Origin of the sequence: Formosa algae (assembly GCF_001439665.1) — a bacterium.
Lineage (GTDB): Bacteria > Bacteroidota > Bacteroidia > Flavobacteriales > Flavobacteriaceae > Formosa > Formosa algae.
In genome coordinates, this window is record NZ_LMAK01000011.1 from 122,870 (window position 1) to 137,027 (window position 14,158).

The 14,158-nt window shown below is 31.8% G+C and carries 16 protein-coding genes; 10 read left to right on the plus strand and 6 right to left on the minus strand.

From position 1 onward, the window contains the following. Positions 1–70: 70 nt before the first annotated feature. A complete protein-coding gene (rocD, locus tag AST99_RS04115) occupies positions 71–1,315 on the minus strand; it encodes an ornithine--oxo-acid transaminase (RefSeq protein WP_057779449.1) in 1,245 nt (414 codons plus the stop codon). A 246-nt stretch (positions 1,316–1,561) separates the two neighbouring features. On the opposite strand from rocD, the gene rlmD reads away from it, so the two are divergent. The 4 genes from rlmD to AST99_RS04135 all read left to right on the plus strand — a co-directional run bounded on the left by rlmD (position 1,562) and on the right by AST99_RS04135 (position 4,889). After that, complete coding sequence (gene rlmD, locus AST99_RS04120; protein ID WP_057779451.1) at positions 1,562–2,971, plus strand: 23S rRNA (uracil(1939)-C(5))-methyltransferase RlmD; 1,410 nt, start codon at positions 1,562–1,564, stop codon at positions 2,969–2,971. A gap of 7 nt (positions 2,972–2,978) precedes the next feature. Next, positions 2,979–3,518, plus strand: a complete 540-nt coding sequence (locus AST99_RS04125; RefSeq protein ID WP_057779453.1) for a DUF6452 family protein — start codon at positions 2,979–2,981, stop codon at positions 3,516–3,518. Next, positions 3,484–4,215 (plus strand): DUF6048 family protein, encoded by a 732-nt coding sequence (locus tag AST99_RS04130; RefSeq protein ID WP_057779455.1) that lies wholly within the window; start codon positions 3,484–3,486, stop codon positions 4,213–4,215. Before AST99_RS04125 ends, AST99_RS04130 begins: the two co-directional genes overlap by 35 nt. Positions 4,216–4,352: 137 nt before the next feature. After that, a complete protein-coding gene (locus tag AST99_RS04135) occupies positions 4,353–4,889 on the plus strand; it encodes a lipid-binding SYLF domain-containing protein (RefSeq protein ID WP_057779458.1) in 537 nt (178 codons plus the stop codon). Between the two features lie 41 nt (positions 4,890–4,930). Here the strand turns inward: AST99_RS04135 and AST99_RS04140 are convergent, their stop codons facing one another. Continuing rightward, entirely contained in the window at positions 4,931–6,088 is a 1,158-nt protein-coding gene (locus AST99_RS04140) for a THUMP domain-containing class I SAM-dependent RNA methyltransferase (RefSeq protein ID WP_057779462.1), read from the minus strand. A 58-nt stretch (positions 6,089–6,146) separates the two neighbouring features. Here AST99_RS04140 and AST99_RS04145 point away from each other — a divergent pair, with 58 nt between their 5' ends. Genes AST99_RS04145 through AST99_RS04155 form a run of 3 tightly spaced genes read left to right on the plus strand, consistent with a single transcriptional unit; the run spans position 6,147 to position 7,984 of the window. After that, positions 6,147–6,878, plus strand: coding sequence for a class I SAM-dependent methyltransferase (locus tag AST99_RS04145; RefSeq protein ID WP_057779463.1), 732 nt, complete (start codon positions 6,147–6,149; stop codon positions 6,876–6,878). Beyond that, complete coding sequence (locus tag AST99_RS04150) at positions 6,878–7,552, plus strand: ZIP family metal transporter (RefSeq protein ID WP_057779465.1); 675 nt, start codon at positions 6,878–6,880, stop codon at positions 7,550–7,552. The genes AST99_RS04145 and AST99_RS04150 overlap by 1 nt, the downstream gene beginning before the upstream one ends. Before the next feature lie 3 nt (positions 7,553–7,555). Beyond that, a complete protein-coding gene (locus AST99_RS04155; RefSeq protein ID WP_057779467.1) occupies positions 7,556–7,984 on the plus strand; it encodes a DUF4268 domain-containing protein in 429 nt (142 codons plus the stop codon). Here AST99_RS04155 and trhA read toward each other — a convergent pair. Beyond that, a complete protein-coding gene (gene trhA, locus AST99_RS04160) occupies positions 7,981–8,607 on the minus strand; it encodes a PAQR family membrane homeostasis protein TrhA (protein ID WP_057779469.1) in 627 nt (208 codons plus the stop codon). The genes AST99_RS04155 and trhA overlap by 4 nt on opposite strands. Next, on the minus strand, positions 8,604–9,287 hold the full coding sequence (locus tag AST99_RS04165; RefSeq protein WP_057779470.1) for a DUF4294 domain-containing protein: 684 nt from the start codon (positions 9,285–9,287) through the stop codon (positions 8,604–8,606). The genes trhA and AST99_RS04165 overlap by 4 nt, the downstream gene beginning before the upstream one ends. A gap of 101 nt (positions 9,288–9,388) precedes the next feature. Between AST99_RS04165 and AST99_RS04170 the strand changes: the two genes are divergently transcribed. Then, on the plus strand, positions 9,389–10,477 hold the full coding sequence (locus tag AST99_RS04170) for a M42 family metallopeptidase (RefSeq protein ID WP_057779471.1): 1,089 nt from the start codon (positions 9,389–9,391) through the stop codon (positions 10,475–10,477). 48 nt (positions 10,478–10,525) lie between these two features. Beyond that, a complete protein-coding gene (locus AST99_RS04175) occupies positions 10,526–11,074 on the plus strand; it encodes an NUDIX hydrolase (RefSeq protein ID WP_057779474.1) in 549 nt (182 codons plus the stop codon). Here AST99_RS04175 and AST99_RS04180 read toward each other — a convergent pair. Together AST99_RS04180 and AST99_RS04185 are read right to left on the minus strand one after the other, a co-directional pair. Then, positions 11,055–11,735 carry a hypothetical protein gene (locus AST99_RS04180; RefSeq protein WP_057779476.1) on the minus strand — a complete coding sequence of 227 codons (681 nt, stop codon included), beginning with the start codon at positions 11,733–11,735 and terminating at the stop codon, positions 11,055–11,057. The two genes, AST99_RS04175 and AST99_RS04180, sit on opposite strands and share 20 nt — an antisense overlap. Positions 11,736–11,822: 87 nt before the next feature. Further along, complete coding sequence (locus AST99_RS04185; RefSeq protein ID WP_057779477.1) at positions 11,823–12,806, minus strand: helix-turn-helix transcriptional regulator; 984 nt, start codon at positions 12,804–12,806, stop codon at positions 11,823–11,825. 90 nt (positions 12,807–12,896) lie between these two features. Here AST99_RS04185 and AST99_RS04190 point away from each other — a divergent pair, with 90 nt between their 5' ends. Next, positions 12,897–14,150 (plus strand): oligosaccharide flippase family protein, encoded by a 1,254-nt coding sequence (locus AST99_RS04190; protein ID WP_057779479.1) that lies wholly within the window; start codon positions 12,897–12,899, stop codon positions 14,148–14,150. The last annotated feature ends 8 nt before the right edge of the window (positions 14,151–14,158 follow it).

Sequence of the window (14,158 nt, forward strand, 5' to 3'; positions counted from 1 at the left end):
TTCAATCTATAAAAAAAGCGATTCTTTAATTTAAGAATCGCGTTTTTACTTTTATAATTGCTTTGAAAATCTACTTTTCAAATTCTTTTAACGTCTTAATAATAATAGATACACAGTCTAATAACTGTTCTCTATTCATTACTAATGGTGGTGCAAAACGTATAATGTTACCATGAGTAGGTTTTGCCAATAAACCATTATCACGAAGCGCTAAACATATGTTCCAAGCGGTATCACTATTTTCATCTTCATCAATAACAATGGCGTTTAGTAACCCTTTACCTCTTACTAAAGTAGCAATAGAACTGTTTTCAATATAAGTGTTTAACTCACTTCTAAATAATTGTCCTAAAACTTCAGCATTTTCTGCTAATTTTTCATCTTCTACCACATTTAAAGCGGCTATAGCCACTGCTGCTGCAATTGGATTTCCTCCAAAAGTACTTCCGTGGTTTCCTGGTTTTATAACATCCATAACAACATTATCTGCTAACACGGCACTTACTGGATATGCGCCACCACTTAAGGCTTTACCAAGAATTAATAAATCTGGTTTAACATCTTCATGATTTACAGCCAATAATTGTCCTGTTCTAGCAATTCCTGTTTGTACTTCGTCTGCTATAAATAAAACATTGTATTCTTCACACAAGGCTTTTGCTTTAGAAAGATAACCTTCACTTGGCACATAAACTCCTGCTTCACCCTGAATAGGTTCTACTAAGAAGCCAGCAACATTTGGATTGTTTTTTAAAGCCGTTTCTAATGCATCTAAATTATCGTATGCTATTTTTATAAAGCCATTTGTAAACGGTCCGAAGTTTTCACGAGCAATCGGATCGTTAGAAAATGAAATAATAGTGGTTGTACGCCCATGGAAGTTGTTTTCGCACACAATAATTTCAGCTTCATTTTCTTTTAGTCCTTTTACTTCATAAGCCCATTTTCTACATAACTTTAAAGCTGTTTCTACAGCTTCTGCACCAGTATTCATGGGTAATAATTTATCGAAACCGAAATATTCGCATGCAAATTTCTCGTATTTCCCTAACATATCGTTATAGAATGCACGAGAGGTTAAGGTTAATTGTTGTGCTTGCTCCATCATGGCACCCACAATTTTTGGATGACAATGACCTTGGTTTACTGCAGAATACGCAGATAAGAAATCGTAATACTTTTTTCCTTCAACATCCCAAACAAAAACACCTTCACCTTTAGTTAAAACTACAGGAAGTGGGTGATAATTGTGTGCACCGTATTGGTTTTCTAAGTCAATTGCTTGCTGCGAAGTTAATTGGTTTAAAACAGCCATTTTAATATATTTTAAATTGATAATTTGCTATTCCTACGTTGTCTCTTAATTAAATATACTTTTTTTGAGATGGAGAGAAATCATCCATAGAATCGCTTGCAAATTACTAAATATAAAAACTGGATTGAAATAATATGATAGATATTTGAATTGAATCGAGATTATAAGTCTTAAAAAATACAATTCCTTTCTAAAAAATATGTGAAGTCGTATAAACAAAACCTAAAAACACCTTATTTTTGCCGCATGTCTAGAAGAAATAGAAAACAAGTTTTTACAAATATAGAAGTCCTTGATGCAGGAGCAAAAGGGAAAACCATCGCAAAAACTCCAGAGGGAGCAGTTATTTTTTTACCAAATGCAGTACCTGGCGATGTGGTAGATATACAAACCTATAAAAAGCGTAAAGCCTACTTTGAAGGTAAGGCAACGGTTTTTCATAAATTGTCTGATAAACGTACAACACCGGCTTGCGAGCATTTTGGTGTGTGTGGCGGATGCAAATGGCAGGATATGGATTATAAATGGCAGTTATTTTACAAGCAAAAAGAGGTTGAAAACAACTTACGCCGTTTAGGTCATATAGAATTGCCAGAGGTTACTCCTATTTTAGGTTCTGCAGAGCAGTATTTTTATAGAAATAAAATGGAATTTTCATTTAGTGATAGCCGATGGTTAACCCTAGATGAAATACAATCTGATGAACAGTTAGGAGATAAAAATGCTTTAGGATTTCATATTCCTGGTATGTGGGATAAAATCTTAGACATTAAAAAATGTCATTTACAAGCAGATCCTTCAAACGCTATTAGAAATGCTGTAAGAGCATTTGCAATAGAAAACGATCTAGAATTCTTTAATACCAGAAACCAAACTGGATTATTACGTACTTTAATGATACGTACAGCATCTACCGGAGAATTAATGATTCTGATACAATTCTTTAAAGAAGATAAAGCTAAACGTGAATTGTTACTTAATTATCTTGCTGAAACGTTTCCAGAAATCACCTCGTTATTATACGTCATTAACCCCAAAGCAAACGACACCATTTACGATCAGGAGATTGTATGCTTTAGCGGACGTGATCATATTTTTGAAGATATGGAAGGTTTAAAATTTAAGATTAACGCGAAATCATTCTATCAAACCAATTCCGATCAAGCTTACGAATTATATAAAGTCACTCGCAATTTTGCAGGTTTAACAGGAGAAGAATTAGTGTACGATTTGTATACAGGTACAGGAACCATTGCTCAATTTGTTGCCAAACAAGCGAAAAAAGTCATTGGTGTAGAAGCAGTTCCAGATGCTATTTTAGCGGCTAAAGAAAATGCTAAAGCCAATAATATAGAGAATGTAGATTTTTATGTCGGTGATATGAAAAATGTATTTAACACTGCATTTATTAATACACACGGACATCCAGATGTTATAATTACAGATCCGCCAAGAGATGGTATGCATAAAGATGTGGTACAGATGTTATTAAATGTATCGCCAGAAAAAATTGTTTATGTTAGTTGTAATAGCGCCACTCAAGCTCGTGATTTAGCTTTAATGGATGCTGTATATAAAGTAACTAAAACACAGGCCGTAGATATGTTTCCACAAACACATCACGTAGAAAATGTTGTACTTTTAGAAAAAAGATAAATCATTTATGAGATATTCATTTATAATTATTCTTTTACTAGCCCTAAGTTTTCTAGGGTGTGAAAGAGACGATATCTGTTCTAATGATACAGAAACCACACCAAAGTTAATCATTAAGTTTTACGATGTTACGAATCCGAACACAGATGAATCTTTAGACGTAACCAATTTAGTGGTGCAAGGTGTAGATAACGACGACGTTTTATCAGACTACGATATTGTAGCTACAGATTCTATTGCTATTCCTTTAAAAACAACAGATAACACGACACAATATTCACTTTACGAGGAGTATGTTTTAAATGATAATGATACACCAGACGATGATAGTGATGATTATGTAACCGGTAACGAAGACATTATTACAATTACATACGAGTTAGAAGAAGTTTATGTTTCTCGGGCTTGTGGTTATAAAACGGTGTATAGAAATGTAAGTATAAATTTAGAAGCAGATAGTGATAATTGGATACAATTAATACGATCTGTAGATGATAACCAATCTGTAGAAGATGAAACTGAACAACATTTTAAATTTTATCATTAGTACTAGTTTTTGCTTTTTTCTGTTTAGCACAACACTTACTGCACAAAAAGATAGCATTAAGCAAGCCACTATAGATTCCATAAAAATTAAAGAAAAATATGGACTTCGTGTGGGTTTAGAATTAAGTAAACTTGCAAGAACGGCGTTTGAAGACGATTATGAAGGTTTTGAAGTTATGGGAGACTATAGAATTTCTAAAAACTTATACATCGCAGGAGCATTTGGTGCAGAAAATAATAACACGAACACCGATTATTATGACGTTACAACTAAAGGTACTTATTTTAAAGCCGGTATAGATTACAATGCCTACCAAAACTGGTTAGACATGAAAAACATGATTTATAGTGGGTTTCGTGTTGGTGCAAGTACTTTTGATCATACCATAAATAGCTATACCATTTATACTGAAGATCAATATTGGGCTCCACAGTTTACATCATCAGAATCGCAAGACTTTGATGGGTTAACTGCTGTATGGCTTGAGCTTATTGCTGGTTTTAAAGTCGAGATTGTAAACAATTTATATATTGGTGCACATGTAGAACTTAAAACGCTTGTCTCTCAAAAAGAACCTGATAATTTCGAGAACCTTTATATCCCTGGGTTTTATAAAACTTACGATAGTTTAGATATTGGTTTTGGATACGGATACTCTATTACATATTTGATACCCCTTTATAAAAAGGACAAATAATTTTTAATTATAGGTGTAGACACTTGAAATTTCGTATTCGAGTTAAAACGAGCGTGGATTGAACAAAAAATGCAATTGAATATTACCTAGTTTTGTTGTTATAATTAATTGTAGAAATAATCTAAAAAAATTAAATTATGAACAACTTGAAAAAAATAGTAATGGTATTTACCATTGGGCTTATGGCTTGGTCTGTAACTGCACAAACTGATAAGGATAAAGAAATTATTAAGGATGCAGCAATGGCTAAACAAACATTAATAGATAGTAATGCAGGATTAAAAGACTTTTTCTATAATGCCGCTGGATATGTTATTTTTCCGAATGTTGGAAAAGGAGGATTTATTGTAGGTGGTGCTTCAGGAAACGGTGTGTTATACAAAAAAGGAGGTACTGAATTAGGAATGGCTAGTCTTAAAAAATTAAATGTAGGACTACAAGCTGGTGGAGAAGCTATTATTGAAGTGATTTTCTTTGAAACCAAAACAGAGTTAGATGAATTCCAAAAAGGAAAATTTAAGTTTGATGCTGGAGCATCTGCAACAGCAATAAAATCTGGAGAATCTTTTAACGCTAAATATTCTGAAGGTGTTGCTGTCTTTACACAAACTAAAGGTGGTTTAATGGCCGATGTGTCTGTAGGCGGACAAAAATTTAAATACGAAGCGTTTTAATTGAACGTATTGTTATAATAATTCAAAAAAAAAGCAAGTGGTTACACTTGCTTTTTTGCTTTCTTACTACCTTCATACATCACATATTTTACAAATCGTGATTCTAATTTGGCATTAAAAAGTTTTATTTTTCTAGAAGGTCTTAAGCCTACACACTTTAAAGCTTCTAAATTAGACGTAATTAGCCAAGCATCTGTTCCTGGGTAATTTTGCTTCAACGTATCTCCTATACTTTTATAAAAATCTTCCATTTCAATATTCAATCGTTCACCATACGGTGGATTAAATAACATGTGTAATTTCTCATGTCCTCCTTTTTGAGTTTTAAAGAAATCTTCGTGCTTAATGGTTACAAACTCATCTAAATGAGCATTTTTCACATTCTCAGTGGCTTTGGTTACTGCAGAAGGCGATTTATCGTAACCAATAATACGGTGATGAAAATCACGTGTTTTAGATAACAGAGATTCTTCAATTTTTTCAAATAAATCCACATCCCAATCGTCCCAACGTTCAAAAGCAAATTCTTTACGCATTAAATTTGGCGGTATATTACATGCAATCATGGCGGCTTCTGCTAAAATGGTACCAGAACCACACATCGGATCCATAAAATCACTTTGTCCATCCCAACCAGAAAGCATAATTAAACCCGCTGCTAAAACTTCATTTATAGGTGCAATATTGGTTGCTGTTTTATAACCACGCTTATGTAAAGAGTCTCCAGAAGTATCTAAAGAAACGGTACACTTTTGTCTATCTATATGGATGTTTATTTTTAAATCAGGAAATTTTAAATCTACACTAGGTCTTACACCCGTTGTATTTCTAAACTTATCTACAATAGCATCTTTAGTTTTCTGAGCAATATATAAGGAATGCGTAAATACGGTTGAGTTAATTGTAGCATCTACAGCTAGTGTACCTGTAGGCTTTAAATACTCATCCCATTGCATTTTATAGATATTGTCGTAAATATCTTGCTCTGTAACTACTCGAAATGTCCGTATAGGTTTTAAGATTTTAATAGCGGTTCTTAAAGCCAAATTTGCTTTATACATAAACCCCTTATCACCAACAAAACTAACGTTCCTTACCCCTATTTCAACTTCTTGAGCACCAAGTTGTGTTAACTCTTTAGCTAATAGTTCTTCAAAGCCAAATAAGGTTTTGGCAACCATTTTAAAATTATTCTCCATTATTTACTTTAAATAGAAGACAAAAATACAGTATTTTTGCACCCTACATAGTTTAGACATGATAAAAGATAACACAACCTGGTATGTATCGTGGTTCGATACCCCTTTTTACCACATATTATATAAAAATAGAGACGATCGTGAAGCACAAGTTTTCATGGATAATCTAACCCAGTATTTAAATATAGATGAAGAAGGTAAAATTTTAGATCTGGCTTGTGGTAAAGGACGACATTCTATTTATTTAAATTCGCTAGGCTATCAGGTTATTGGTGCAGATTTATCTGAAAACAGTATTCAATACGCTAAACAATTTGAAAACGATACACTTAAATTCGAAGTTCACGATATGTGTAAGCCATTTCCTGAAACTTTTGATGCTGTGTTTAATCTCTTTACAAGTTTTGGATATTTTGATAAAGACGAAGACAACCTTAATACCATTAAAGCGATTAAAAGCGATTTAAATGAATATGGTATTGGTGTGATCGATTTTATGAACTCAGACTATGTGATCGCAAATTTAGTTCCCGAAGAAACTAAAATTGTAGATGATATAACCTTTAATTTAAAACGTTATGTGGAAGATGGACATATTATAAAAGACATCTCTTTTACATTTGAAGGTGAAGATTATAACTATCAAGAACGTGTTAGAGCGTTTACTTTAAAAGATTTTGAAGCTTTATTTGAAGCTGCCGATGCTCATCTTATCGAAGTCTTTGGAAATTATAAATTACAGAAATTTGATGTTAACACATCAGAACGTTTAGTCATGCTTTTTAAATAATGAATTCGTATTTACTTCCTATAATTGCAGTTATTTTAGGGATTGTGCTTGCCATAATTGGTAAAACAAAACCTGCTATAAATACTAAACTTTTATTATCGTTTAGTGGGGCGTTTTTATTAGCGCTAACCTTGTTTGAGTTACTTCCTGAGGTCTATCATCATTTAGAATCTAAGCAAACAGGTTTATTCATCATGTTGGGGATTTTGCTACAAATTGTGCTAGAATTCTTTTCCAAAGGCGCAGAACATGGTCATGTACACATACATAAAAACGACTCGGCTTTTCCGTGGTTGTTGTTTATTAGTTTATGTATTCATAGTTTTTTAGAAGGCTTCCCCATTCATCATCACAGCGATATGGTGTATGGAGTTTTAATACACAAAATTCCTATTGCAGCCTTAATTACAACCTATTTAATTCAGTCGCATTTTAGTAAAACACAATTGGTTATCTTCCTAACAATCTTCACTATTATGACGCCGTTAGGGACATTTATATCCAATCACGTAACTTTAATTGAAGGATATATCTATTTTATAAATGCCATTGTTATTGGAATCTTTTTTCACATTTCTACAACCATATTGTTTGAAAGCAATGAAGATCACAAATTCAATTTAACAAAATTAATTTCTATTTTAGCAGGAGTTGCCATTGCTTACGCCTTATAAATTATGTTTAGTAAAGAAGAATCAAGACAATTAAGAGAATTATTTTGGACCAGTTTCGGAAAATCATTTCCAAGAAAGTGGTTACTGTATGATACAAAAATTAAAGGCTTTAGTTTTAAATTTCATTTTGATACTAAAACAGCATTTGTAGCCTTAGATGTTGAAGAAGATTTAGAACATAGAATTAAATATTGGGGCCGATTAGAATCTTTAAAATCCATTTTAAAAGATGATTATTTAGCCAATGCTATTTTTGAAGAAGAATTTCTCTTAGATAATGGTAAAGAAATCTCTAGAATTTATGTGCCTTTAGATGAAAAAGTATCCATTCATAACAAAAACTCTTGGCAAACAGTTATGGAGTTTTTCAACGAAAACATGTCTAAATTTGAATCCTTTTTTGAAGACTACGAAGACATTCTAAAAGATTAAATAACGTATAAAAAGATCATAAAAAAATGACTGATAGCTCCGGCTAACACAAACAAGTGCCAAATTACATGATTGTAAGGAATTTTTTCAAATACAAAAAAGATAATTCCAACGGTGTAAAATATCCCTCCGGCAATAAGCCAATATACACCTTGACTACCAATAGCAGCTTCTAGGTGACTAAAGTCGAATATAATAAGCCACCCCATAATTAAATACAGTAGCGTAGAAAACATTTCAAATCTTCCTGTAAAAAACAGCTTTAAAATAAGTCCAAAAGCTGCTATTCCCCAAACTACCCAAAACAAATTCCAGCCTAAACTATCTTTTAAAGCTATTAATAATATGGGCGAATACGTTCCGGCAATTAAGATATAAATACTAATATGGTCTAAAACGCGTAAGTAATGTTTATGCGTTGTTTTAGTCACAGAATGGTACAATGCGGATGCTGTAAATAAAACAATTACAGAAATACCATAAATAACAACACTAAAAATTGTCCAACCCGTATTTTGTGTATTATAATACAATAACAGCCCCAACCCTATTAATCCTAAAAAGGCACCAAAGGCATGTGTAATCGTATTTAGTTTTTCTTCTAAAGGCGATTGTATGTTCATTCTTTAGCGGGTTTTAAACGTTCGGACCATTTTTTTTCGGCTTCATAAAAATCAAAATCTAATACAGAATTCTGACGCTCTAATTTTCCGTTCTGAAAGCAACGTTGTAAAATATCTTCAATAAAATAATCTTCTTTAGATAGCATGGGATCAAACGCTTCTTTTAAAGAAATATCGAATAATTTTGCAGTATTGTTAAACCAAAATGCTCGCCAACCACTGCGCAAATCTTTAATTAAATCGAAAGTCGTTATACCGGTTTGTCTGTGTACCAGTTTAACCAAAATTTGACCTTCCGTTTTGGTCATTTTTTTTAATTCAGCAGTAAACTCGTCTTCTAAATAATGTTGCACTTGTTTAATGTACCGTTTTTGGTCGCGTTTCCGGTCTAATACATCTAATCGCGATTTTAATTCTTGCAACCGATCTGCTGCCAGTTTAGCATAAGGATACACTTTTATGGTTTTTCTGCGTAGAATTAGATATTGTATGTGTTCCTTTTTATCAATAAAATCTATTTTATTAAGGATTAAAACTTCATCTAAATCGATACTTTTTCTAAAAACAGAATCTCCTTCAATTTTAACATAAGTCTCATCAAGGCTATCTTGTTTGGTCTCATAGATTTGAGTCCAAGCAAAATAAGGACATAGAAGTAGAATATATACTAGGTTTTTCATAGAAATATGGAAGCCAAAAACTATTCCAAAATTAATAATTTACATGGCTTTAAACATCAAAATCGCATTAATATTATTATTTTTATGCAAAACTATTTCAAATGGCAGATAAGAGTATATTAAATAAAAAATCGTTAGACTTTTTAGAATCATATTTAAACAATGCAGCGCCAACAGGCTACGAATGGACTGGGCAAAAGCTGTGGATGGATTATTTAAAACCTTATGTAGACGAGTTTATTACGGATACTTATGGTACCGCAGTTGGCGTTATAAATCCAGACGCGCCATACAAGGTTGTTATAGAAGGACATGCAGATGAAATTTCATGGTATGTAAATTATATTTCTGATAACGGTTTAATTTATGTAGTTAGAAACGGTGGTAGTGATCATCAAATTGCTCCAAGTAAATTGGTAAATATCCATACTAAAAAAGGAATTGTAAAAGGTGTTTTTGGATGGCCAGCAATTCATACCAGAGATAAATCTAAAGAAGAAACTCCAAAACCGGATAACATTACTATTGATGTTGGAGCAAAAGACAAAGAGGAAGTTGAAAAAATGGGGGTACATGTTGGTTGTGTGATTACATATCCTGATGAATTCCATATTTTAAACGGCGATAAATTTGTATGTCGTGCATTAGATAATAGAATGGGCGGATTTATGATTGCTGAAGTCGCACGTTTATTAAAAGAGAATAAAAAAGAGCTTCCTTTTGGATTATACATTACCAATTCGGTACAAGAAGAAATTGGTTTACGTGGTGCAGAAATGATTACACAAACCATTAAACCTAACGTCGCTATAGTAACCGATGTAACTCACGATACTACGACTCCGATGATTGACAGAAAAAAAGAAGGTCATTTAGAGTTAGGCTTAGGTCCGGTTATCGCATATGCGCCCGCTGTACAACAAAAACTTAGAGATTTAATTACAGAGACTGCTGAAGCTGAAAACATTCCTTTTCAACGTTCGGCATTATCTAGAGCTACAGGAACAGATACAGATGCTTTTGCATACAGTAATGGAGGTGTTGCTTCTGCCCTAATTTCATTACCACTTCGTTATATGCACACCACTGTAGAAATGGTACATAGAGATGATGTAGAAAATGTAATTAAATTAATTTACGAAACGCTTCTTAAAATTGAAGCTGGAGAAACATTCAGTTATTTTAAATAAACCTTTTTAAAGCCTCAGTTTAACTGAGGCTTTTATTGCTTTAAACTTATGGACGAACGTATTGATATTGTAACTAAAGACGGCTTACCAACGCATACAACGGCTTTAAAATCTGAAATTCACGCTAAAGGACTTTACCATAACACTGCCCATATTTGGTTATTTACAACTAAAGGTGAAATTTTATTAGCACAGCGTAGTTATAAAAAAGCCATTTGTCCTGGTATGTGGGATGTCTCTGTAGCTGGACATGTAGATGCTGGCGAAACTATTGAAGCAGCTGCATTACGAGAAACTCAAGAAGAATTAAGTTTAGAGTTACAAGAATCTGATTTAATTAAAATTGGTGTATTTGAATGTTTTCAGAGTTACGATTCTGGTATTCAAGACAATGAATTCCATCATACCTATATTGCTAAACTCACACAAGATATTGAGACTTTGAAACCTCAAGAAGAAGAAGTTGAAGCGTTACAATTAGTCAGTGTTCGTCAATTTAAGACACTTTTAGAGCAAAGCGAAAATAACGATTACTTTGTACCTACAAACAGAGCGTATTATTTAAACGTACTCGATGCTATTCAAGAAAGAATATAGCATTTAAATACTTAGAAAAATGTGGCGTTTTTTGATGGTTTTGCTGTTTATGTACACCTGAAACGAATTCCGTTAAGCGATTGTTTTTAAACACCAGTAAATCTTCCATGTTATCTTTTATCATTTGGTTTTTAACACTAAACCAAATGCATATTAAACTCGTTAATACTATATCACTCATAACAAAATTTCCTTTTTTATATAAGGCAGCAATACTTATAAAGAACCATAAAAACATTAATAACGCTAACTCTTTAGAATATTCGTTTATACTCTCTATGGTAATAAAATCGACCATTTTATCTAGATCCGTTTGAAGCATTTCAGGTTCTAATGTTTTTGACGTTTGTACGTCTTTAAAAGTCGAATAAGTGTTTTTATTAAAGTATTTTTTAACACGTGGCTCCCAACGTTTTGCACGTGTTTTATCTGACTGCCAAAATTTTGTGGCTTCTTCAAATACTCTTATAAAACTAATTTCTTGATTTATAAATTGTCTGCTTTGCTCAGATAAATAGTCTCTGTTTAAATGTAAAGGTGTTAATTGATTGTTCCCAAAATCTTTGCTTATTGTTGGAGGTTCAATTTCGATTAAAATTGGGTTAGCGAAACCTAATTGTAGCGTTAAAAAACAGACAATATAGACTATTATATGTTTCATTTGGGATGGTTTGAGAGGTTAATAACACTTCAAATTTAATTCCCAAACAGACATATTGTGTCCATTTTAAAATAATCCTTAAGTTTTTTAATTATAATAATCTGAAATACACTTGATATGCGCTTTTAAATCTGCTACAACATGTTTGGGTGAAACTAATTTAACCCATAAATTATACTTTAAGATTTGCATATAAAACTCATAATTGGGTTCTACATAAATTTTTAACTCACCCCAAATACGTTCATTATTATAATCTAAAAATTGGGTATCTAAATCTTTAGGTCTAGAAAGAATAACTTGAGAATGATGTAACGGATTACTTTCTAAATATTTAAAATGATGGTTGGCAACTTTTATATGAAGCCATTCAGGTTTTAAATCTGTTTTTAAAATGCCAATGGAATACTTAAAATATTCTGCTTCATTAAATGAAATAGGATTTTTACACACTCGAGTTGTAATAGACAATCCGTTAATTCTACTATCTAAACACAAGGCATAAATTCCTATTTCAGAATTATGTGCAATTAAATACCATGCATTATTAATCTCTTTAATGTGTAACGGCTGAAATATGTTTTTTATCTTCTGAAACCGATTATCATCATACCATCCCTTATAATCAACCTCAATTAAATATTTACATTCTATGGCATTAATTAACGCTACCATATCTACATACGGACTTAAAGAAGTACGAGATGTTGTTACATAATCTTTCCAAGCATGTGCATGATGTTGCAGTAAATACAATTCTGTTTTTTCAAAAATCTCTTTTAAATGTTCACTAACTTCAAAATCTTTCTCCTCTACATAATAGCCATGAAAGCGCTTATGTTTTATGTGTACTTTATTAAAAGCTCTGATGTCTTTTATATCGCGAGTAATTGTTTTTCTGCTATTAAATTCTAATTTTTCATATAGACTATCATCTTGGTTGCGCTCTACAATAGTTTCTAAAGCATTTCTTAATTCCTCGTAAGTCACATAAGGTTTACTTAGGTCGTATAATTCAGGATTTTTAATAATGCGTAAAACATAATAGCGTCGAAGAAATTCTGAGGTCATAATAGATAATTAACTTTAGCAAAATAATAAATTAGAATCAAAGTTCTTTACATAAGTGTATTTTATATATTTGATATTTTTATTTTATATATGCAAATTGCATTCAGCAAAAAAGATCTTAATTCTACCACTTGGTTTTCTTTAGAGAAGCTTATTCAACTATTTGCGGGAGTATTTATTGTACCTAAAATATTCAATGCCTTAGGCACTGTAGATATGGGTAAATTGAATTTAGTTCAAGCGGTTTTGGGTTTATGTACTCCTGTTTTTTTTCTTGGACTTGCTGCTATATGCATTAGAGAAATTGTGTTACAGCCTAAAAACAGTGAAACACTTATAGCAACTGCGTTTTTTATGCGTTTTATAACTTGGTTGTTGCTTAGTATGGGCTGTATTACTTATTTGTTACTTACAGATAACACCGCATTAATTCAATTATATTTTATTTTACTCTGTAGTTATTTATTCCGTTTAACAGATGTTTTAGAATTTTACTACTTGGCTATAAAACAAGCAAAATTTATATTTATCAGTAAAATAACGAGTCTTGCTATTGTTTTAGTATTACAATATTACGGTGTTACACATCAAAAAAATGTTACATTTTTTGCAAAAATTATTGCTTTAGATTTCCTTATTCAAGGTGTTATTTACACGATTGCATTACTATTTAACCCTAAATTTTCTTTTAAAAAACTCTCCATTTCAATACCACTCGGCAAACAATTACTAAAAATGGGTTTTCCTCTTATGATATCAAATGCCTTGGTTATGCTTTACATTGGTATTGATGAAATGTTTTTAAAATACTTTTATAACGATCATGCCAATGGTGTATTTGGAAGCGTACAATATTTAGTTATTGGCCTAAGTTGGACTATTGGTTTTGCTATCATTAATGCACTGTATCCTTCTTTAGCAGACTCTTTTAAAACCAATACAAAGACATATTATATAAAACTGAAACAATTAATAATTTCCATGATTATTTTAGGAATTTGCATCGGACTTTTATATTCATTCCTTGGAGGTAAAATATTGAGTTTATATTTTTCCGAACAATATAGTGAAGCAAAAACTCCACTTTTTATCTTTTGTTGGGCGCCTTTATTTGTGTTTTTAGGGATGATTTACGAAAAACATTTACTCAACATAAATCAATTACAACACGAAGTATATCGCTTTACTTTAGGTTGTATTATCAATCTTATTCTTTGTTATATTTTAATCCCTTTATACTATTTAAACGGTGCGGCTTTAGCTGTATTAATTAGTCATTTTATAACAAATATTGTATACCCAACTTTACAAATTTATTGTCAGAACAAAAAATGCTTACCCTAAAACTATAA

Excerpts from the sequence above, each read along its gene's own strand:
- AST99_RS04125 (WP_057779453.1), top strand. The coding sequence starts at position 2,979 with ATGAGATATTCATTTATAATTATTCTTTTACTAGCCCTAAGTTTTCTA.
- AST99_RS04135 (WP_057779458.1), top strand. The coding sequence starts at position 4,353 with ATGAACAACTTGAAAAAAATAGTAATGGTATTTACCATTGGGCTTATG.
- AST99_RS04165 (WP_057779470.1), bottom strand. The coding sequence starts at position 9,287 with ATGAAAAACCTAGTATATATTCTACTTCTATGTCCTTATTTTGCTTGG.
- rlmD (WP_057779451.1), top strand. The coding sequence starts at position 1,562 with ATGTCTAGAAGAAATAGAAAACAAGTTTTTACAAATATAGAAGTCCTT.
- AST99_RS04190 (WP_057779479.1), top strand. The coding sequence starts at position 12,897 with ATGCAAATTGCATTCAGCAAAAAAGATCTTAATTCTACCACTTGGTTT.
- AST99_RS04175 (WP_057779474.1), top strand. The coding sequence starts at position 10,526 with ATGGACGAACGTATTGATATTGTAACTAAAGACGGCTTACCAACGCAT.
- AST99_RS04180 (WP_057779476.1), bottom strand. The coding sequence starts at position 11,735 with ATGAAACATATAATAGTCTATATTGTCTGTTTTTTAACGCTACAATTA.
- AST99_RS04145 (WP_057779463.1), top strand. The coding sequence starts at position 6,147 with ATGATAAAAGATAACACAACCTGGTATGTATCGTGGTTCGATACCCCT.
- AST99_RS04170 (WP_057779471.1), top strand. The coding sequence starts at position 9,389 with ATGGCAGATAAGAGTATATTAAATAAAAAATCGTTAGACTTTTTAGAA.
- rocD (WP_057779449.1), bottom strand. The coding sequence starts at position 1,315 with ATGGCTGTTTTAAACCAATTAACTTCGCAGCAAGCAATTGACTTAGAA.
- AST99_RS04155 (WP_057779467.1), top strand. The coding sequence starts at position 7,556 with ATGTTTAGTAAAGAAGAATCAAGACAATTAAGAGAATTATTTTGGACC.
- trhA (WP_057779469.1), bottom strand. The coding sequence starts at position 8,607 with ATGAACATACAATCGCCTTTAGAAGAAAAACTAAATACGATTACACAT.
- AST99_RS04140 (WP_057779462.1), bottom strand. The coding sequence starts at position 6,088 with ATGGAGAATAATTTTAAAATGGTTGCCAAAACCTTATTTGGCTTTGAA.
- AST99_RS04185 (WP_057779477.1), bottom strand. The coding sequence starts at position 12,806 with ATGACCTCAGAATTTCTTCGACGCTATTATGTTTTACGCATTATTAAA.
- AST99_RS04130 (WP_057779455.1), top strand. The coding sequence starts at position 3,484 with ATGAAACTGAACAACATTTTAAATTTTATCATTAGTACTAGTTTTTGC.
- AST99_RS04150 (WP_057779465.1), top strand. The coding sequence starts at position 6,878 with ATGAATTCGTATTTACTTCCTATAATTGCAGTTATTTTAGGGATTGTG.